Source organism: Comamonas testosteroni TK102 (assembly GCF_000739375.1).
GTDB classification, from domain to species: domain Bacteria; phylum Pseudomonadota; class Gammaproteobacteria; order Burkholderiales; family Burkholderiaceae_C; genus Comamonas; species Comamonas brasiliensis.
Map to the genome: position 1 here is coordinate 2585269 of NZ_CP006704.1, position 19052 is coordinate 2604320.

General features: G+C 63.5%; 18 protein-coding genes. 5 read left to right on the top strand and 13 right to left on the bottom strand.

Translation table 11 applies throughout. The features are described from left to right. Positions 1–444 (bottom strand): YeeE/YedE family protein, encoded by a 444-nt coding sequence (locus tag O987_RS11740; RefSeq protein WP_043372355.1) that lies wholly within the window; start codon positions 442–444, stop codon positions 1–3. Beyond that, a complete protein-coding gene (locus O987_RS11745) occupies positions 441–785 on the bottom strand; it encodes an ArsR/SmtB family transcription factor (RefSeq protein ID WP_003055749.1) in 345 nt (114 codons plus the stop codon). Before O987_RS11745 ends, O987_RS11740 begins: the two co-directional genes overlap by 4 nt. Before the next feature lie 94 nt (positions 786–879). On the opposite strand from O987_RS11745, the gene O987_RS11750 reads away from it, so the two are divergent. Continuing rightward, on the top strand, positions 880–1785 hold the full coding sequence (locus O987_RS11750) for an MBL fold metallo-hydrolase (protein ID WP_043372357.1): 906 nt from the start codon (positions 880–882) through the stop codon (positions 1783–1785). Here O987_RS11750 and O987_RS11755 read toward each other — a convergent pair whose 3' ends face one another. The 4 genes from O987_RS11755 to O987_RS11770 form a co-directional block, all read right to left on the bottom strand. Next, positions 1786–3273 carry an MBL fold metallo-hydrolase gene (locus O987_RS11755; protein ID WP_235214358.1) on the bottom strand — a complete coding sequence of 496 codons (1488 nt, stop codon included), beginning with the start codon at positions 3271–3273 and terminating at the stop codon, positions 1786–1788. A 17-nt stretch (positions 3274–3290) separates the two neighbouring features. Continuing rightward, positions 3291–4688, bottom strand: a complete 1398-nt coding sequence (locus tag O987_RS11760) for a DUF1254 domain-containing protein (protein WP_043372362.1) — start codon at positions 4686–4688, stop codon at positions 3291–3293. 124 nt (positions 4689–4812) lie between these two features. Next, on the bottom strand, positions 4813–6198 hold the full coding sequence (locus O987_RS11765) for a DUF1329 domain-containing protein (protein ID WP_043372364.1): 1386 nt from the start codon (positions 6196–6198) through the stop codon (positions 4813–4815). A 420-nt stretch (positions 6199–6618) separates the two neighbouring features. Continuing rightward, the gene (locus O987_RS11770; protein WP_043372366.1) at positions 6619–7029 is read right to left on the bottom strand and encodes a hypothetical protein; all 411 of its coding nucleotides are present in this window, start codon (positions 7027–7029) and stop codon (positions 6619–6621) included. Positions 7030–7357: 328 nt separating this feature from the next. On the opposite strand from O987_RS11770, the gene O987_RS11775 reads away from it, so the two are divergent. The 4 genes from O987_RS11775 to O987_RS11790 all read left to right on the top strand — a co-directional run bounded on the left by O987_RS11775 (position 7358) and on the right by O987_RS11790 (position 10533). Next, positions 7358–8404, top strand: coding sequence for a methionine ABC transporter ATP-binding protein (locus tag O987_RS11775; protein WP_043372368.1), 1047 nt, complete (start codon positions 7358–7360; stop codon positions 8402–8404). A gap of 5 nt (positions 8405–8409) precedes the next feature. Further along, positions 8410–9075, top strand: coding sequence for a methionine ABC transporter permease (locus tag O987_RS11780; RefSeq protein WP_003055731.1), 666 nt, complete (start codon positions 8410–8412; stop codon positions 9073–9075). Between the two features lie 143 nt (positions 9076–9218). Then, positions 9219–9527, top strand: a complete 309-nt coding sequence (locus O987_RS11785) for a single-stranded DNA-binding protein (protein ID WP_043372370.1) — start codon at positions 9219–9221, stop codon at positions 9525–9527. A gap of 205 nt (positions 9528–9732) precedes the next feature. Continuing rightward, positions 9733–10533, top strand: a complete 801-nt coding sequence (locus O987_RS11790) for a MetQ/NlpA family ABC transporter substrate-binding protein (RefSeq protein WP_043372372.1) — start codon at positions 9733–9735, stop codon at positions 10531–10533. A 179-nt stretch (positions 10534–10712) separates the two neighbouring features. Here the strand turns inward: O987_RS11790 and O987_RS11795 are convergent, their stop codons facing one another. From O987_RS11795 to O987_RS11825, 7 genes are all read right to left on the bottom strand, one after another. Then, positions 10713–11426: a nitroreductase gene (locus tag O987_RS11795; RefSeq protein ID WP_051962168.1), complete on the bottom strand. Its 714-nt coding sequence runs from the start codon at positions 11424–11426 to the stop codon at positions 10713–10715. 25 nt (positions 11427–11451) lie between these two features. Continuing rightward, entirely contained in the window at positions 11452–12666 is a 1215-nt protein-coding gene (locus O987_RS11800) for a thiolase family protein (RefSeq protein ID WP_043372373.1), read from the bottom strand. A gap of 5 nt (positions 12667–12671) precedes the next feature. Then, a complete protein-coding gene (locus O987_RS11805) occupies positions 12672–14183 on the bottom strand; it encodes an AMP-binding protein (RefSeq protein ID WP_043372375.1) in 1512 nt (503 codons plus the stop codon). Beyond that, a complete protein-coding gene (locus tag O987_RS11810) occupies positions 14180–14773 on the bottom strand; it encodes a biotin transporter BioY (RefSeq protein WP_003055723.1) in 594 nt (197 codons plus the stop codon). Before O987_RS11810 ends, O987_RS11805 begins: the two co-directional genes overlap by 4 nt. Before the next feature lie 10 nt (positions 14774–14783). Next, positions 14784–15377 (bottom strand): energy-coupling factor transporter transmembrane component T family protein, encoded by a 594-nt coding sequence (locus tag O987_RS11815; RefSeq protein ID WP_043372377.1) that lies wholly within the window; start codon positions 15375–15377, stop codon positions 14784–14786. Further along, entirely contained in the window at positions 15370–16119 is a 750-nt protein-coding gene (locus O987_RS11820; RefSeq protein ID WP_043372379.1) for an energy-coupling factor ABC transporter ATP-binding protein, read from the bottom strand. Before O987_RS11820 ends, O987_RS11815 begins: the two co-directional genes overlap by 8 nt. 618 nt (positions 16120–16737) lie before the next feature. After that, positions 16738–18882: a TonB-dependent receptor family protein gene (locus O987_RS11825; protein WP_043372381.1), complete on the bottom strand. Its 2145-nt coding sequence runs from the start codon at positions 18880–18882 to the stop codon at positions 16738–16740. Positions 18883–19052: the final 170 nt, after the last annotated feature.

Here is a 19052-nt window from a genome sequence, read left to right on the forward strand (position 1 = left end):
TCAAGCGATGACATGGCGCATCACGAACACGGTGATGGCGCCCGTGGCGATAAAGCACAGCGTGGCGGCCAGCGAGCGCACTGACAGGCGCGATAGCCCGCACACCCCGTGACCGCTGGTGCAGCCCGAGCCCATGCGCGTGCCAAAGCCCACCAGCAGTCCTGCGGCGATGATGATCGCCGGGCTGGATGGCAACTCCATGGCTGGCAGTGGGGCAAACAGCGACCAGAGCAGCGGAGCGGCGACCATGCCCAGGATGAAGGCCAGGCGCCAGCCCCAGTGCTTGACTGACGACCAGGTCGGCAACTGCAGCAAGGCTGCGGCGATGCCGCTGACGCCGGCCACCCGGCCCAGCAAGGCAATGAGCAGGGCGGCAGAAAGGCCGATCAGCAGGCCGCCGGCCAGCGATGCCCAGGGCGTGAACTCGCTCCAAAAGATATTCATGTGGTCTCTCCCGGTTGGCAAAACAGTTGGTACAGGGCTTGCATCAGTTGCAGGGCGCGGGCATCGGTCAGCTGATACCAGATGAACTTGCCTTCGCGGCGCGTGCTGACCAGGCCCTCGCGGCGCAGAATGCCCAGTTGCTGGGACAAGGTGGGCTGGGACACGCCGGTCAGCTGCTCCAGCTCACTGACCGTGCGCTCCTGCTGGGCGAGCTGGCACAGCAGCAGCAGCCGGTCTTCGTTGCCGAGCAGCTTGAGCATGGCCACGGCCTCGCCCGCATGGGCGCGCATGGCCTGCAGATCCAGCGCGGCTGGTGCTTCGTCAAAGCTTGATGAGGACATGACTTCTTTCGTCAAAATATTTTCATATATTATATAAAAAAGTATATTGATTGCCGAGTTTCAGAATTTCAGTTGTGCCGTTCAAGGAGTTGCCATGTCAGTCAGCGTGATGCATATCGAGCCGTTTTTTGATACCGCTACCGGCACCCTGAGCTATGTCCTGGCCGACACGGTCAACGCTCAGGCTGCCGTGATTGACCCGGTGCTGGATTTTGAACCGAAGTCGGGCACCCTGAGCAGCCGTTCAGCGGATGCACTGATCGACTATGTGCGCGGCAGAGGCTGGCAGCTGCAGTGGATACTGGAAACCCATGCGCATGCGGACCATCTCTCGGCGGCCCAGCATATTCGCCACCACCTGGGCGGCAAGGTGGCGATCGGTGCCCATATCTGCGATGTACAGGCCGTGTTTCGCAAGATCTATCACTTCGAGCGCAGCTTTCTGCCCGACGGCAGCCAGTTCGACCATCTGGTGCAGCATGGCGAGCGTCTGCCGCTGGGTCAGCTGGAGCTGCTGGCCATGCATGTGCCCGGCCATACCCCGGCCGATATGGCTTATCTGGTGGAAGATGCCGTGTTTGTTGGCGATACCCTGTTCATGCCCGACGTGGGCACGGCCCGTGCCGACTTTCCCGGCGGCGATGCGTCGACGCTCTATCGTTCGATCCGGCACATTCTGGCCCTGCCTGAGCAGACTCGCATCTTTGTCTGTCACGATTACCCTCCGGCGGGGCGCAAGCCGCAATGGCAGACCACGGTGCAGGCCCAGCGCAGCGGCAATATCCATGTGCATGATGGCGTCAGCGAGGCGGAGTTCGTACAGATGCGCACTGCACGCGACGCCACGCTGGAGATGCCCACGCTGATTCTCCCTTCGGTGCAGGTCAATGTGCGGGCGGGCAAGTTGCCGCCCGCACAGGATGATGGCCGTACCTATATTCAGCTACCCATCAATGCCTTTGCCAAGAATGGGCAGCTGCCGCAGGGTCTACAACAGTGATTAATGCGCTGTGCTGCTCTGACTGGCGTTGGCCACGCGTTTGCTGTTCAGCTCATTGAGTCTGAGCTGCAGGCGCACCATGTGCTCGGCATAGACCAGCACTTCCTGCGTGGGCAGAGGCTTGGCGACACGGCGGGCATAGACATTCAGCGCCCCTTGGGCCACCTCGGGGTCATCGCTGTCCGCATACCAGGCCCAGTCGGCCAGATGAGAGGCCAGCTCCGGATTGCTGTCTGCCAGCGCCACTGCACGCTGGATCACCTGCCTGGCACCGCCTGCCAGCTGCACCAGCTCCCTGGCTTCATGGTCCAGAGGCGCCGGGCGCCAGTGCGATGGAATATCGTCCCACCAGCCGCTGTATTCGCTGACCACCATGCGGCCGATGTCCTTGGCCGAGACATAGAGCTCGCGTGCATCGCTGCGCTTGGCCAGCTGCGGCGGTAGCGCCACTTTTTCAATGACCTGATCGCGGCGCGCTCCGCTGTTCAGGCCGGCCACCACCTGGCTGGAGATGCTGTCCAGCATCTGGGCTTGCGCCGGCAAGCGATCCTGGATTTCTTCAGGCCTGGTCATGGCTGGGCCATGAGCGGGCAGCAGCAGCCGGGGCTTGAGCGCGGCCATGTCGCGCAGGGCCTGAGCCCACTCCTCGGGGTAGCGCTGGCGGCGCTTGCCATTTCCCGCATTGGGCAAAAACCCCTGGAAGTAGTCGGCACTGGCCACAATGCCGCGACCGGGTACAGCGACCCAGATCTGGTCTTCGGTCTCGCCGCGCGCATGGGTCAGCACAAAGTCTTCGCCGCCTATGGTGAGCGTGGTCTTGTCCTGGAAGGTCTGTGTGGGGCGCACTGCATCGGCCCAGGTGCGCGGCACGTCGGCCACGCTTTGCTGGTTGTTGCGCGCGATCAGACCGTTGCTGCGCATGTCCAGCTCCATCTGGGCGATGAAGCGCTGCTCGGTCACCACACGCGGCTTCTGGTCCATCAATGCCCAGGCACCAAAGGCATGGTCGGCATGAAAGTGCGTCAGGATGACGGTGTGCAGCGGCTTGTGGCTGAGCTGCTTCAGCGTCTCGGCCAAGGCCGGGCCTGCGGGGGCGTAGCCGCTATCGACCAAGACCAGGCCTTCGTCGGTCTCGAAGACCACCACATTGACGATGGGAAAGCGCAACAGCCAGGTACGCGGAGCCACGGCCTCGACCTTGAGTCTGGCTCGGGCCTCTGCAATGGCTGTCTGGTCGGTTCGGCTGTACATGCTGTTGGCCACTGCATACGACAGCTCGGTGCCAAAGCCACCGCCTTCCATGATGGATTTGACCATCTGCGGATTGGCCTTGAACACCTGGGCGCGGGCAGCAAGCACGGCGGGGCTTTTCGCTCCCGAGCCGCCGCGGTCATCCTGATCGTGGGCGTTGGCCGTGCCCGTACCGAGCTGGCCCAGCGCCAGGGCCGTGACAAAGGCGTATCGGTAGAGACGAGATATTTTTTTCATGTTTGCCATCACTGCATTCATTGGGCGTTGATCCGTTGCACCGGCTCCAGAATCCACGAAGGATCCAGCACCTCTGGCCAGGGCTGGTAGGCGCGGGCCATCAGATAGAACAGGTTCTTCTCGGGCGTGGGCAGCCAGTTGGCACGCTTTTCAGGGCCCGGGTCCGCGGGTTGCAACCAGATGTCCAGGCTGCCGTCGGCGTTGAACTTCATGCCCTTGGTGCGGTCGCCAATGGAGTAGCGGTTGATGGGGTTGTCCACCATGTATTGGCCTCCGGTCACGAATTCATAGAGAGAGATGGACCAGAATGCATCGGCAGGCAGACGACCCTGGGGCAAATGCAGGCGATAGGCCCGGCCCTCGCCCAGTGCCTGGTGGTTGCCGTCGACGCTGGCGGCAAAGTAGGTGGCTTCCGCAGCCGCCAGGCCAAGGATGCCGCCCGACATGGCTGCCGACTGGGCACGCATGGCGTAGTTGTTGCCAAAGCCATCCGGCAGGCGATAAGGGGTCCAGCCGTTTCTGCGCCTGGGGTCAGCCGTCTTGCGATCGGCATTCAGGCGATTCTTGAGTTCGTTTTTCTCGATCTCGGGCGCCAGGTTCAGCCAGCGCTGCTGCACGGCCTCGGGCAGCTTGTCCCAGCTGCAGGCCTTGCCACAGATGCCCACGCTGGCAAAGCGCTGCAGCAGCGCGTGTTCCGTGCCGGGAGGCGGGTTGCGGGCCAGGGCCTCATTGCTCACATCGACAAAGCGCCCCCAGTCCTGGGCTTGCGGCTTGATCTGCGGACGGTCTGCGCCGGTCCTGAGCACAGGTTCCATGCGAAAGCCGTCCTGCACGGCATGAGCGCTCTTGAGGTCATCTTCACCGGTGACCAGCACGCGCAGATTCAGATAGACATCCCGCGTGGGTGCGCGCACGATCTGGTCGACCTGAGGGATCTTGCCGCTCCAGCGCGGGCCGACCAGGGCTACCTTGCGTGCCTTGGTGCCGCCAATGCGCCGGCCCACGTAGGTGAAGGTGTTGAGATCTGCACCAATCATGGCGATCACGTAGTAGCGGCCATGGGTTTCGGGCAGGGACAGCACCAGGGGAGATTCCTCGAGATCCAGCCAGGCGGTGGAGTAGAAGGTGTCGCGAATAGGGCCGTTGGCCCAGCGGTCCTTGGGCGTGGCCAGGTGGCGCGAGTGGCGGAAGTGGTTGAGCGTGGTGGCGGTGGGGGAGCCCTTGACCTCCAGTGCTTCATGCCGCATTTTCATGAATTCCTGATAGGGGTAGGCGTAGAGCATGGCCTCGCGGATCAGGCTGTCCAGAGCCTGCTCTTCGGTGGCGGCGGGCGTCTGGGCATAGGCCATGCCCAGGCAAAGGCCCAATGCCGCAGCCGCCATGGCGCGCAGCCCGGCGCGGTTCAACTTTGACATGAGATTGAAATGGTGTGGTGGTGTTGATGACCGGGGCCGGTGCTTTCTTCATCCCGGCCCAGGCCTTTTTTGCGGCGAGCACCGCGTGCCGCGTGTGTCAGCGGCTCATGGAGGCGGCAGCTGCTCAGGTGCCGGCGTTGCGCGTGGCTTCAGGGGTGAACATGGAGGGATTCATATCTCCCTTGTTGAGCACGGGCCCCTTGGGGCGTTCCTGGAACAAGTTGTAGGCCACATAGCCGCCGCCGATCAGGTCGTGGTAGAAGGCCGTGCCTGCATGCCAGGCGTTGGAGTCGAACGCGTAGTAGTAATTGATGAGGCCTTGCTGCCACAGGTTGCCGCGTGCATCGTAGAAGTCGCTCATCACGGCGTGGCCGGTGTCTTCGTCAAGGAAAAGCACACGCTTGCCATAGAGATGGCGATAGCCTTCCTTGAGCGTGGCTTCCAGCACCCAGACGCGGCGCAGTTCATAGCGCATGTAGTCGGGGTTGGCATGGCCGGGCTTGAGCAGATCGGCGTACTTCACGGTATTGGCGTGAATCCTGTACGCGTTGGCGGGAATGTAGATCTCGTTCTTGCCCAGATTCTTCCAGTTGTAGCGCTCGGGCGAGCCATTGAAGAGACGGTCGGAGTCAATCGTCATCTTGGCGCCCACGCCGCCGCCCATGGGCTGGTCAAAGCCGTACTCGGGGATCTGGCGCACCCGGCGTGTACCCGGGTCATAGCTCCAGCCCAGACGCTTGTCCTTGCCGAAGTTGACCGGCTCACGGCTGACGCTGACCCCGCCTTTTTCGCGCTCGGGCAGCTTGACCGCATTCATGCCCTGGGCCATGGTGCCTTCCAGCGGCTTGCCGGCCTGCTCGGGGGAGTTCAGCAAGCTCATGCTGCGGTTGTCGGCGCGGCCGAAGACGGTGGAGCCATCCTGCATCACGTAGGCGTTGTCACGCAGTGTGTGTTCGGTGAACGAGCGCAGCGGAAACAGGTTGTTGAAGGCCAGCTCCATGCCGGTCTTGGGGAAGGGGAACGGTATGGCCCCCTTGACCGCGTTGTCGGCGCCCATTCCGTCGGCGCTGATCACGGCGTTCTGCGCATTGGCTTTGGCCGAGGCACAGGCAAAGTCCGGATAGCGGAAGTCGCGGTGACCCGGATAGACGGGAATGCTGAAAGTCTTGGGGTAGCGCGCAAACATGGCCTTCTGGCCTTCGGTCAGATTGGCGGCGTACTTGGCAACATTCTCGGCCGTGATGGAGAACAGGGGCTTTTCATTGGCATAGGGGTCCACCGGGTGCTGGCCTGCATGCGGCGTGTACTGAATTCCAGGCGGCGTTCCCAGCCACTTGCCCGTGTATTCGGGTACGCCGCTGGCGGTGCCGGCCTTTTCGGCACCGATACAGGTCAGGGACTTGCCCAGCTTTTCAATTTCTTCGGGGCTGCCTTTGGCGGCGGCTGCACCAGCCATGACGCTGGTCACGGTCAGCGCGATCAGGGCGCGGTAGCTCAGGTTGCTTTCCATCACGAATCCTCAAAGATGTATGTGTGCAGCATTTGCACTATCGATCTGCCCGCGAATCAGGCCAAGGTCTAGTCCAGGTCAGCTAGTCGCTGACTTGACGCCTGTCGATGAATTCAATGTTCAAGCGAGCTTTGCGGCTCACCATCGCTCGTTTGGACTAGCCCCTAAGGCCTAGCGAAGTCACCTCAGAGACAGACTGCCACTCCAGCCCTGCGTTGACCCGCTCGGGTAAGGGAAAACCTATGGCATCAGACCTCGGGAAAACCAAGATGAAGATGCGCTCGAGGGATATCGGGCGTACTGCTTTTGAAAGCGAAAGGCCGCCATGGGCCGGGCGACGTAGGCCGCAAGGACTAGCGTTGTCTGAAGACCCAGGTGGCGAAGTGCCTGCTTTGTTGTCAGGCCTTGTCCGTGCTGGAATCAGCTGCCGGGCATGCCAAACAGGTCATGCGCATCCAGCAGGGCCCAGGCAATCTCGGGCTTGCGCTCGAGCCCCTTGCGGATCGCGGCGGGAATGCTCTGACGTGTTTTGCGGCATAGACCCGGCAGGTCGCCGAGCTCGATCTGGATGCCGCGCATGGTGCGGACCTCGTTGTTGCCGGGGGTGATACGTATCTCCAGGCCCAGGAGCGCGTGAATGCGCTGCTGCATATGCTCGAGATCGACCAGGCTGCTGATGCTCTCCAGGCGCTGCAGCAGCTTTTTCTCTTCCTCGCGCGTGAGCTGCAGAATGCGCAGATCCGCATCCGGCGTGCTCAGCAGCTGCTCGCGCCGGCAGTCGCAGGCGCCGGGAGGGCATTCAACGCGGATGGGCAGAGGGGGCGGCTGCATAGGGCGGCAGAGGAAACCAGGGGCAGATGCAAGCATGCTAAGGCCTGCGATGCCGTGCCGCCAGTGGGGGCAGGCCCGGGCAAGACCGGCATTTGCTGGCTTGCTGGCGGCGCCATAAGTGAATTCACTTGTCCCAGTTGCTCTCAGGTTTGCCTAGACTCAGGCATTATTGAGGGTTACTACTAAAAGTAGGCTGGCTTGATCTGCCGGCATCTACCAGAACGAAAGCCTGCATTGCCCGCTGCCCGGCAGCGCTGCAGCTGGGATGGGAATAATCACTTTTTATAGCGTCAAACGCATTGCTCATGCGTGATTTGCGATATTTTTCATGATAGAAATTCGGGATTTATCCCTGACATACCAAGGCCCCAAGGGCCCGGTGCACGCCTTGCGTGGCATCAATCTGGAAATCGCCTCGGGCGAGGTGTTCGGCATCATCGGCCGCTCCGGCGCGGGCAAAAGCTCGCTGGTGCGTTGCCTGAATCTGCTCAACCGCCCCACGGAAGGCAAGGTCATCGTCAACGGACGTGACCTCATGCAGCTGTCCGATGGCGAGCTGCGCGCCGCGCGCCGCGACATCGGCATGGTGTTCCAGCACTTCAATCTGCTGTCCTCGCGTACCGTGTATGACAACGTGGCCCTGCCGCTGGAGCTGGCCGGTGTTTCCAAGGACGAGATTTACCAGCGTGTGACGCCGCTGCTGGAGCTGGTGGGCCTGGACCATCTGGCCGACCGCTATCCGGCCCAGATTTCCGGCGGCCAGAAACAGCGCGTGGGCATTGCCCGGGCACTGGCCAGCAATCCCAAGGTGCTGCTGAGCGACGAAGCCACTTCGGCGCTGGATCCCGAAACCACGCGCTCCATTCTGGATCTGCTGCGCAAGGTCAACCGCGAGCTGGGCGTGACCGTGGTGCTCATTACCCACCAGATGCTGGTGATCAAGCAGATCGCCGACCGCGTGGCCGTGATCGACGGCGGCGAGATTGCCGAGCTGGGGCCCGTGATCGACGTTTTCACCCGCCCTCAGCAGACGATCACCAAGAGCCTGATCGACGAAATCGTGCCCCAGCAACTGCCCGAGTCGGTGATGAAGCGCGTGAACCAGCTGGCCGCCCAGCTGCAGCCCGGCCAGCAAGGCCAGCTGCTGCGCCTGTCCTATGCGGGCGAGAGCGCCTATCAGCCCATTTTGTCGCACCTGATTCGCGAGCTGGGTCTGGATCTGTCGATTCTGCACGGCCAGATCGACGAGATCCAGGAGCAGACCTTTGGCTCGCTGGCGGTCTACGCCAGCGGCGAGGCCGCCAAGATTGACGCGGCCGTGGAGCACCTGCGTGCCAGCGGTGTGCAAGTGCAGATCGTGTCCAGCAAGGATTGAGAGCGATGTTTGAGAATTTTTCGGAAATGATGCTCCAGCTGCTGCTGGATTCCTTCTGGGAGACGCTGATCATGGTCGGCATCTCGGGCCTGATCGGCGGTCTGATCGGTATTCCGCTGGGCGTCTTCCTGCGCCTGACCGACCATGGCGGCATCTTGCAGAACGGTCCGGCCAACAAGGTCGTGGGCTGGATCGTGAATGCGCTGCGCTCTACCCCCTTCATCATCTTGCTGGTGGCCATCATTCCGCTGACGCGCCTGATCACGGGCTCCTCCATCGGCACCTGGGCGGCCGTGGTGCCGCTGACGATTGCGGCGGCGCCGTTTGTGGCCCGTCTGGTGGAAACCGCCTTGCGCGAGGTCGATGGCGGCCTGATCGAGGCGGCCCAGTCCATGGGCGCAACCACCGGCCAGATCGTCTGGAAGGTGCTGCTGCCCGAGGCGCTGCCCGGCATCGTCGCGGGCCTGACCATCAGCTTCGTCAGCCTGACCGGCTACTCGGCCATGGCGGGCGCCATTGGCGGCGGCGGCCTGGGCGATCTGGGTATCCGCTACGGCTACCAGCGCTTCTTGCCCGACGTGATGCTGGTCGTGGTGATCATTCTGATCTTCTTTGTGCAGGCCATTCAAAGCCTGGGCGATTGGGCCGTGCGACGCCTGAGCCATCGCTGAGCCGCGGTGCACATTACCAAAAATTAAGAAAAGGGGGGCGGCCCGGAAACAGGCTGCCCCCTCTAAAATGCAGGTTCAAGATTTTTTGAAAGGCCGCTCTTGATCAAGGGTGGCCATGATTTTTTCTGGGTAGATAACAGCAAATGATGGATGGTTTGATAACCGGCCGACTCACCGGCGTTCCCGAGAGTCGCGTAGACCGCAACCGCCGCCCCTATATGGTGGCTCGCATGCGGGCCAACGCAGGCGACGGCTCCTCGATTCCCGTGAATATCGTCGCTTTCGACAACGCACCTTGCGCCGTGCTGCGCAGCCTCTGCGAAGGCGATGCGATTGCCCTGCGCGGCAGCTTCACGCCCAAGGTCTGGATCGACAGGCAGGACGAGTCCCATGCCGTGCTCGACGTGGTGGCACAGCAGGTGCTGGCTGCGCCCTCGATGTCCGACCTCTGATGGCCTGCACCGCGCCACACAAGCCCGCTACCGTGAAGGAGCGGGCTTTTTTGTGGGCGCTCAGCCCGCGGCATTCAACGCATCCGGGCTTGCATGGCCAATCCGTAGTTTGCATCTGAGCAATCTGTCTAAGAAACAGCGCTCGGGCAGCTGAAACTGGCGCTACAGTCTTAGCCACTCTCAATCTTCCGTACAAGGAATCTGCATGTTGAACAAGCGCTCGCTTTTGCGCACCACATTGGCCGTGGCTGCTGCGGCCACGCTGGGCTTTGCCGCCCAGGCCCAGGACAAGACCATCAAGATCGGCGTGACCGCCGGTCCTCACGCGCAGATCATGGAAGTGGTGAAGAAGGTCGCCGCCAGGAACGGCCTGAACCTCAAGGTCATCGAGTTCGGCGACTATGTCCAGCCCAATGCGGCACTGGCCGCCGGCGATCTGGATGCCAACAGCTACCAGCACCGTCCCTATCTGGATGCCCAGATCAAGGATCGCGGCTACAAGATCGGCTGGGTGGCCGACACGGTGAATTTCCCCATCGGCATCTATTCCAAGAAGATCAAGGCCTTGTCCGAGCTGTCCACGGGCGCCAAGTTCGGCATTCCCAACGATCCCACCAATGGCGGCCGCGCGCTGCTGCTGCTGCAGACCCAGGGTCTGATCAAGCTCAAGGAGGGCGCGGGCCTGAAGGCCACACCGCTGGATGTGGTCTCCAACCCCAAGAAGCTCAGGTTTGTCGAGCTGGATGCGGCCCAGCTGCCACGTTCGCTGGACGACCTGGAGGCCTCCACCGTCAACACCAATTTCGCGATCTCTGCCGGTCTGAATCCCAAGAAGGATGCGATTGCGCTGGAGTCGGCCAAGAACCCCTATGTGAACATCATGGTGGTGCGCGATGCCGACAAGAACCAGCCCTGGGTCGCCCAGCTGATCAAGTCCTATCACTCCGACGAGGTGCGCCAGTTCATCGACAAGGAGTTCAAGGGCTCGGTCTTCCCGGCGTTCTGATGACCTCCTGAGGCGCTTGCAGGCTGTCTCCTTGATGGGGCGGTCGGGCATCGAACCAGGCGCTGCACTTGCAGCGTTTTTTTACTGCTCTTCATTGCATAGCTGCTAACGCATGTTGTTATTGGGTTTCAGGTAGAAAACAACCTGAAATCCTTTACTGGATTGCGTTGGCTGCTCATTTATTCAAGAGTCTGAAACCACTCGGCGATAGGGGCACGGGTCGTGCGCGTCTGGTTGACGGGGGCGGACTCGTCGGCCCAGCCCAGGGCCAGGCCGCAGACGATGTGCTTGCTGTCGGCCAGGCCCAGCACGCGGCGCACGGTGGCCGGGTACGAGGCCAGGGCGCCGATGGCGCAGCTGCCCAGGCCCATGGCGGCGGCGGCCAGTTGCAGGCCGTAGAGGGTCATGCCCAGGTCCATATAGCCGCCGGGGCCGTAATGGGCGTCGATGGTGACGACCAGCGCCACGGGCGCATCGAAGAAACGGTAGTTGCGCGCAAATTGCGCTTCGCGTCCGGCGCGGTCGTCGCGCGCCACGCCCAGGGCGCCGTAAAGCGCCTGGGCCGAAGCCACCTGGCGCTTGCGCAGCTGCATGGGCATGGGGCGCGGAAAGTAGGCGTAGTCCTCGCATTCGGGCACCTGGCTTTCAACGTCCTGCAGCAGGGCGGCAGTGAGTTGCTCGCGCAGCTTGCCACGCACCGCGATCAGCTGGCCTGGCTGCAGATTGCCGCCGCTGGGCGCCTGGCGCGCCGTCAGCAGCAACTGATGCAGCAGCGCATCTGGCACGGCATCGGGCAGGAAAGCACGTGTCGAGCGGCGCTGCTGCATCAGCGCCATGCCTGCCGGCAAGTCGAAGTCTTCAGATGTTTTTGCGACTGAACCGTTGCTGGACATGAGGTAATAGCTATCAAAAATGAATTCAGGAAGAGGCTTGCAGCCATTGCACCAGGGTTGCCGCGCCAATGCCGCCGGCTCCGGCAATGGCCGCCAGGCCGAGTGTGGCCTTGGGTGTCGATGACTGGGCCTGATACTCAAGCTGGGCCAGGCAGCGCACCAGAGCAATCGCGCCTGACGCGCCGATCGGGTGGCCGCGCGCCAAGCCGCCGCCCGCGCTGTTGATCTGCTCGGGCGCAATGCCCATGGCGGCGCAAAAAGCCAGGCCTTGCACGGCAAAGGCGTCATGCAGTTCGATGGCCGACAGATCCTGTGCCTTCAGCTGTGGGCTTGCCAATGCCTGGCTGCCCCTGGCCAGCACCATCTGGGCTGCTGCAATGGCGACCAGCAGTGGAGTTTCCGGCGCGGCGCCCACGCTGGCGCTGGCCAGCCATTGTGCGCGGGGCTGCAGATTCCAGCGGGCGCAGGCCTCGGGCGTGGCCAGCAGGACCAGGGCCGCACCATCGGCCTTTGCAGAGACGGTCAGGGGGCTGAGGGCGTGGGCGGTGATTTCGTCGACACTCGCACCCTCATAGCTGCCCCGGGCCAGCACCGGCATGCGCGCGGCACGAGCGGGCTGCAGCGCACGCGGATAGGCGTCGGCCGCAAGCCCTGCCACAGGCACGATTTCCTGGGCGAGCTGCGCCCGGGCCGCCAGGGCCCGGTTGTGGCTCAGCAGCGCATACTGCTCCTGCTGGCTGCGGCTGAAGCCATGCGTGAGCGCATAGTCGGCCGCCGATTGCAGCATATCGGGATCGCGCTCGGGATCGGGGGCAAAGGGTGGGCGCTCGTAGCCCTGGGGGTGCTCGCCGGGGTGCAGCGGGCGGGTCTGGCGAATAGGGGCGCGGCTCCAGGCCTCGATGCCACCGGCAATCATCACCTCCGCCTGACCCGATTGCAGCAGACCCACAGCCATGGCCACCGCATCCAGGCCCGAGCAGCACTGGGTATCGATGGTGTGCGCGGCGCAGCCGTCGGGCAGGCCGGCGGCCAGTGCCAGCATGCGCGCCGGGTTGCCGCCAGCGCCCAGAGCGTTTCCGATCACGACCGCGTCGACGGCGTGGGCCGGCAAGCCGCTTTGCTGCAGCAGTGACAGCAGCAGCGGCCGGCCCAGTTCATGGGGGCTGAGCCGAGCCAGGGCCGAGCCGATCGGAGCCACCGGGCTGCGGGCCCAGGCAATGATGGGGGTCTTGCTTGGCATGGGCCTCAACTCTGCCACGGCCGCAATGCGGGGAGCCGGGCAGGGGATATGCCCGCATCGGCAGGCGCTGTCATCCGGGCGCGCAGGGCCTGGGCCAGCTGGCCGTGGTCGGTCTTGCCGCTGGCTGTCTGTGGCCAGTGCTCGCAGATCCACCACTGGCGCGGCACCTTGAAGGCTTCGGTGCGCTCGCGCAGCCACTGGTTCAGCTCCAGGGCCGAAGGCGCCTCGGTCTGGGGTCTCCATTGCAGCACCGCGTGTACCTGCAGACCGCGCAGCGCATCGGCCTGGCCGTGCAGCGAGACCTGGGCAATCGCCGGGTGGCTGGCCAGCAGGTTCTCCACTTCCTCGGGAAACAGGTTCTTGCCCTGGGTGACGATCATGCGGCTCTGGCGTCCTGCCAGGCACAGCATGCCGCGTTCGTCGATATGGCCCATGTCGCGCACGGACAGCCAGTCACCGTCGCGCAGCACGGCCGTGGCGTCATGGGCATCGCCCACATAGTCCATGAACAGCATGGGGCTGCGGATATAGATCAGGCCGTCGCTGGCGTGGCTGGTGCCATGCTCGGCCAGCGCATTCTCGGCGGCATCGCTGCCGGTGGGGCGAATGGATAGCTCCACATTGCTGAATGGCCTGCCCACGGCCTGCGGGCCGCTGGCTTCGTCGGCATCCATCCAGGCCACAAAACTGGCCTCGGAGGCTCCGTAGAACTCGATGATGCGGGCCTGGGGGAACAGGGCGCGCAGCGCCGGCGTGTGGGCGCGCATCCAGCGCGCGCCGCTGATGGTGATCAGTTCGACCTCGGGAATGGGTGCGAGCTGGCGATGCTCCGCCCATTGCAGCATCAGCAGCAACTGGCTGGGCACGGCGACAAGGCAGGGCGTATCCCCGCCCGCCAGGGTCGCGAGACAGCGCGAGGCAGAGAACTTTTCCTGCATGACGGCGCCGCAGCCATACCAGATGCCTTGCATGGCCCCGAACAGAAACAGCGAGTGCGAGATGCGCCCTGGTGCCAGCGTGCGCTGGGCGACGACGGGGCCGAAATCCTGCAGGCCGACGCGAAAGCTTTCCGTCCACGACAGATGGTGGCGCTTGAAGCCCTTGGGCAGGCCGGTGCTGCCCGAGGTAAAGCCGGTATAGAAGGCGGCTGTCGGTGCTGCCGATTCCAGCTCGCAGGGCTGCCCGGGCAGCCAGCCTTCAATGCGCTGGCGCACGGCCGGCTGCCAGTCGGGGTCGGCGACCGCCGCGCAGCGGCCGCTGCGGATCACGGCCAGAAAGTCCACCAGTCGCTCCAGGGTGGAGCGGCTGGCATCCAGCAGCAGCATCTGCGGCGCGCGTTGCGCCACCAGGCGTGCCGAGCGCAGCTCGACCTCCGCGTGCAGCCGGTCAAAGGTCCAGGAGTCGGCCTCGCTCTGCAAGGCCACCAGATCGGGTCGGTGCTGCGCCCAATAGGCCAGCGGGCCATGCACCAGTTGCCAGAAGCCTTGCAGCGGCGCGGCAGCGGACAGTGCCTTCATCGGCGACCGCCAAAGCGCCAGTCCGGCAGACCGCGTGCCACTGTGTGAACAATCAGTGCGCAGAGAATGCATTTGATGAAGTCGCCGGGCACAAAGGCCAGCGTCACGGCAAAAGCCTGGTTCAGGCTCATCTTGGCGATCAGCATCAGGCCCAGCACGCCAAAGGCATGCAGACACAGCAAGCCACCGAGCACGGAGGCGATGAAGGCGCTCAGTGCCGTGCGGCGCGGCGTGCTTTGCGGCAGGGCGGCCATGATGGCGCCTGTCACGGCGGCGGCCAGCGCATAGCCGATCAGATAGCCGGCAGAAGGTGCCATGAAAACGCCGATGCCGCCGCGGCCGCCCGACAGCAGGGGCAGGCCCACGGCTACGGCCGCGAGAAACAGCACCATGGATTGCATGCCGCGCCAGGGTCCGAGCATGACGCCTGCCAGCATCACGCCCAGCGACTGGATGGTGATGGGCACGCCGAACGGCAGGTCGATCTTGGGAATCAGGCCCATCACGGCCATCAGCGCCGCAAACAGCGATACCTGGGCCATGGAGCGTGCGCCGCCGCGCGATACGGTGTGAGAGGGAGTGGTGGTCATCAACAGTCTCCTAGAAACCCAGTCTTGCCCAGAGGGCGTCGGCTACACGGCGCGTGGCCTGCAGCATATGAATCGTCAGCGGTGCAATCAGACGCAGGCCGCCGCTTTTGCCGGTGCGCAGCCGGTATGCTTCGTCCAGCTTCTTCCATTGCACAAAGAAATGCTCGGTAAAGCGCAGCATCAGCGCAAGCTGCATGGCCACGCGCTCGGTGGGGATGCCCAGGCGGGCCAGCGGGGCCAGCAGCCATTCCAGCACCTCGACCAGATCGCTGGGGCGAGTGGTCACGGTCAGCACAATGCCCAGAGTCGAGGCGCAGACCAGCCGCAGACTGCTGAGGGCTGCCAGCACCGGGTTGCCCATGAAGACATGAAAGCCCGCCACCAGCAGCGCCGCGACGATGACCGAGTGCATCAGCCGGCGTGCCACCTGGGTGGCCTGGCCCAGCGATATCCATAGCAGCAAGCAGGCTGCGCCGCAGCCCGCCAGCACCCAGGGGCTGGCTATCAGGAACAGCAGCGTGCCAAAAACCGCCAGCAGCAGGAGCTTGAGGCCGGCCGACCAGCGATGCAGCCAGGTCGCCACTTCGCTGTAGAGACTACCCATGCAGGTCTCCGTGGGAGATTTTCTGCATCAGCTGCTCCCGCACGGAGGTCTCGTAGGCCCCGCAGATGTCGCGGCCCGGACCATCGCCGCGCAGCCGGCCCTGCTCCAGCCAGATCACGCGTTCGAAGTCGCGCACATGATCGAGCACATGGGTGGAGACCAGCACCTGTTGCGGTGCGGCAGCGATATCCTGGGCCAGAAGGGCCTGCCCGGGCAGGTCCAGGCTGGCAAAGGGCTCGTCCAGCAGCAGCAGCTGGGGCGCGGCAATCAGCAGCGAGAGCCAGCACACCTGCTGGCGCTGGCCCTGGCTCAGGCTGCTGACGGCCCGCTCGGCCCAGTGGGCCATGCCGCGTGCGGCCAGCAGCTCGCGCGCCCTGGCTCTGGCCTGCTGCTTGTTCAGACCCTGGGGGCGCAGGCCCAGGGCCAGCTCTTCCTCCACCGTGGGGAAGATGATCTGGTCGTCCGGGTTCTGGAACATCAGGCCGATCAGGCCCGGCCGGTTCTGGCGGGCCTGCAGCAAGGGCATGCCATCCACCAGTACCTGTCCGGCCTGGGGCTGCTCAAGTCCGCAAAGCAGGCGGAACAGGCTCGATTTGCCTGCGCCGTTGTTGCCGATCACGCCGATGCGCTTTTGCGCCAGGCTCAGGTTCAGGCCGTCGAACACCTGGGTCTGGCCGCGCTGCAACCGTATGTCGACCAGCTGCACGCCCTGTTGGGTGGGGCTTTGCAAGCCGTCGCTCATGCGCCAGCTCCTGCTGCAGCAAGGGCAGGGCTGAAAGACGCCGGGCTGGAATGTGGATGGCAAGGAGCGAAAAGGGCTGACATACGGGGAGAGTCTGAAACTGTGCCCCGGCTTCAAACATGCGAGGCAGCGTTGGTGGCGGATTCTAGCGCTGTGAATTTGCTTTCAAAAGACTGCCATCTGAGCTCTTTTTATGTGAATTTCCTATAAGAAATGATTTCTTTACCTGCGGCGGCTGTCTGTTTTCATTGGGGCCGCATTTCGTCGCAGTTGTGCGCCTGATGACAGCGTGTTGCAGAGTGAAGAGTTTCTGTGTGCCGTTCTTGCCTGCTTCAGGGGCTAACTTCGCTCAAGCTGCGCGAGCGCTGGCGAGAAGATTCATGAGGTTGGGCGTGGATAGCCATGTTTTGGCGTGGTTTGCACTGCTGATGAGCGCAAGCTGCAGTGGGCCGCTGCCGTGAGGCAATCAAGCCGGCGCGAGATTGGCGGTTTTCGGACTCAGACAGGCAGATTGCCAGTACCCAAATTTTTCTAAAAAAAATCGCTTTTGAGCCGCCCGGATATAAAAAAGCGGGCACCGGGCCCGCTTGTTGCTGTCCGGCAATGCGGATGACCTGCCTAGAACTGGTAGCTGAGGCTGGTCCCGGCCATCCATTGACGTCCCGGGGCAGGTTCGTAGTAGCGGCCCTCGGGCTTGGTCGCTTCGTTGACGATGACCGAGCCCACATAGTTCTTGTCCGCCAGATTGTCGACGCGGGCAAAAGCACTGAGTTTCCAGGCGCCCAGGCGCCGGGTGTAGCCAACGCTCAGGCTGGCCACGTTGTAGCTGGGGGCGTAGACCTGGTTCTTGTCGTCAGCGGCAATACGGCCCACATGACGCCAGTCCAGGCCCACACGCCAGTCGGTGGCGGGAAGCCATTCCAGTCCCAGGTAGCCCAGATGCCTGGCCGTGCCGGCAATGCGGTTGCCGGCGGGAATGCAGTCCTGGCCCTTGCTGTCGCAATAGCCGCTGCGCAGGCTGGCGTCGAGCAAGGTCAGCGCGCCGTTCAGGCGCAACTGGGGCATCAGCCAGGTGCTGGTGCTCAGCTCCATGCCGCGGCGGCGGGTTTTGCCTGCGTTCTGATAGGAGGCGCGGCCACTGTCGTTGCTGGCCACCACGATTTCATTGTCGGTCTGGGTCTGGAACAGCGCGGCAGACCAATCGCCGCGCAGGCCGGCCACATTGAAGCGTTGCTTGATGCCCAGCTCGGCACTGGTCGATACCGCAGGCTTGAGGCCGAAGTTCAGGCCGCCCACCAGATCGGGGCGGTACGAGATCTCGTTGAAGGTCGGTGTCTCCATGCCGCGACCCAGCGAGGCATAGATATTGGTGTCCTGATTGAGCTCGTGCTGCAGTGAAACAACCGGCAGCAACTTATGGAATCCAGCATTGCCGCTATCGTCCTTGTCAGCCAGGAAATGGTCGCGCGATTGGAACTGCACATTGCTCCAGCGCAGGCCGGCATCGAGCTTCCAGCGCGGGGCAAAGGCCCAGGAGGCTTGTAGATAGGGGTCGATGCTGGTGAGGGTATTGCGCTCGTCGCGCACCAGCTCGCCGACCACGCCCAGCTGGTTGCCGACAAAGTTCTTGTAGCCCTGGCGATCTTCCCTGACGGTATTGGCAGCCAGGCCGGCAATCAGGCCCAGGCTGCCGCTGCCCAGCTCGTACTTGCCGCTCCAGCGTGCATCGATGCCGCCATAGTCGCGCTTTAGGCCGATCACCCCGCCTTTGTACTTGTCCTCAAGTTTGCTGCTGGGAGGGATAGACTGAAACTGCATCATTTCACGCTGACCGGCATAGGCCATGAGGCGCAGCGCCTGGCCTGCACCAAGCTCGCGCTCATAGGTCAGGCCGGCCTGGGTCTGCTTCACGCTTTTGCGCGAGTTCATTTTGATCGCATTGGCGTTGACGTCCTTTGGATTGAGGGCCCATTCGCTGGGTTTGATGCCGCCGGGGTCCTTGGCATCGATGTCCACATGGTTGGCGACCAGGGTCAGCCGGCTGTATTCGTCGGGCCTGACATCGATACGGGCGTTGAACAGGTTTTTGTCCGCTGCGCTCTGGGCTCGGTAGCCGTCGGTGAGAAAACGGCTGGCGCTGAGCACATAGCCAATCCCGTTGGCTTCGCCCTTGGCCTTGAGCCCCAGTCGCTTCTGGCCGTCGCTGCCCAGCGCAAAGCTGCTTTCCACCGAGGGCGCACCCTCGCCGCGTTCGGTATAGGCGTTGATCACGCCGCCAGAGGCGTTGCCGTAGAGCGCGGAGTAGGGGCCGCGCAGCACCTCCACTCGCTCCAGCGAGGCGATATCGATATTGTTGGTCTGGCCCTGGCCATCGGGCATGGTGGAGGGGATGCCGTCCACATAGATCTGTATGCCGCGCACGCCGAAGGTGGAGCGCGCGCCAAAGCCGCGAATCGACAGCTGCAGGTCTTGCGCGTAGTTCTGGCGGTTCTGCAGTTGCAGGCCCGGAGCTGCGCCCAGGGACTCCGAGAGATTGACCTGCAGATTGCGCTCGCGCATGCGCTCGCCATCGAGCACGGTGACGGAGGCTGGGGTCTGCTCCAGTGCAGACTGCTGCAAGGTGCTGCGCACGGTGACTTCGGACAGCTGGGGCAGGTCCGGCTGGGCGGCGGCTTGCTGGGCCAGTGCGGACTGTGCCGTCAGCAGCAGTCCGGCGGCGGCCACAGGCCAGCCTGCCAGATGGCAAAGACGCGAAAAATGCATGTGAATATCTCTGGGGCTTGAGGGGGCGTTGGCTGCCCTGGATGATTTGCAAGCGTCTGCTGACACAGTCCATTACCGCGACACGCCGCGCTTTCAGGCATGGCGCATATGCGCCATTGCCGGCGCCGTGGCAGGTTGCGTCTCAGGCAGCTTGCGGTGCTGGGGCGATT

Coding starts and splice junctions, on each gene's coding strand:
- O987_RS11740 (WP_043372355.1), bottom strand. CDS start 444: ATGAATATCTTTTGGAGCGAGTTCACGCCCTGGGCATCGCTGGCCGGC.
- O987_RS11745 (WP_003055749.1), bottom strand. CDS start 785: ATGTCCTCATCAAGCTTTGACGAAGCACCAGCCGCGCTGGATCTGCAG.
- O987_RS11750 (WP_043372357.1), top strand. CDS start 880: ATGTCAGTCAGCGTGATGCATATCGAGCCGTTTTTTGATACCGCTACC.
- O987_RS11755 (WP_235214358.1), bottom strand. CDS start 3,273: ATGAAAAAAATATCTCGTCTCTACCGATACGCCTTTGTCACGGCCCTG.
- O987_RS11760 (WP_043372362.1), bottom strand. CDS start 4,688: ATGTCAAAGTTGAACCGCGCCGGGCTGCGCGCCATGGCGGCTGCGGCA.
- O987_RS11765 (WP_043372364.1), bottom strand. CDS start 6,198: ATGGAAAGCAACCTGAGCTACCGCGCCCTGATCGCGCTGACCGTGACC.
- O987_RS11770 (WP_043372366.1), bottom strand. CDS start 7,029: ATGCAGCCGCCCCCTCTGCCCATCCGCGTTGAATGCCCTCCCGGCGCC.
- O987_RS11775 (WP_043372368.1), top strand. CDS start 7,358: ATGATAGAAATTCGGGATTTATCCCTGACATACCAAGGCCCCAAGGGC.
- O987_RS11780 (WP_003055731.1), top strand. CDS start 8,410: ATGTTTGAGAATTTTTCGGAAATGATGCTCCAGCTGCTGCTGGATTCC.
- O987_RS11785 (WP_043372370.1), top strand. CDS start 9,219: ATGATGGATGGTTTGATAACCGGCCGACTCACCGGCGTTCCCGAGAGT.
- O987_RS11790 (WP_043372372.1), top strand. CDS start 9,733: ATGTTGAACAAGCGCTCGCTTTTGCGCACCACATTGGCCGTGGCTGCT.
- O987_RS11795 (WP_051962168.1), bottom strand. CDS start 11,426: ATGTCCAGCAACGGTTCAGTCGCAAAAACATCTGAAGACTTCGACTTG.
- O987_RS11800 (WP_043372373.1), bottom strand. CDS start 12,666: ATGCCAAGCAAGACCCCCATCATTGCCTGGGCCCGCAGCCCGGTGGCT.
- O987_RS11805 (WP_043372375.1), bottom strand. CDS start 14,183: ATGAAGGCACTGTCCGCTGCCGCGCCGCTGCAAGGCTTCTGGCAACTG.
- O987_RS11810 (WP_003055723.1), bottom strand. CDS start 14,773: ATGACCACCACTCCCTCTCACACCGTATCGCGCGGCGGCGCACGCTCC.
- O987_RS11815 (WP_043372377.1), bottom strand. CDS start 15,377: ATGGGTAGTCTCTACAGCGAAGTGGCGACCTGGCTGCATCGCTGGTCG.
- O987_RS11820 (WP_043372379.1), bottom strand. CDS start 16,119: ATGAGCGACGGCTTGCAAAGCCCCACCCAACAGGGCGTGCAGCTGGTC.
- O987_RS11825 (WP_043372381.1), bottom strand. CDS start 18,882: ATGCATTTTTCGCGTCTTTGCCATCTGGCAGGCTGGCCTGTGGCCGCC.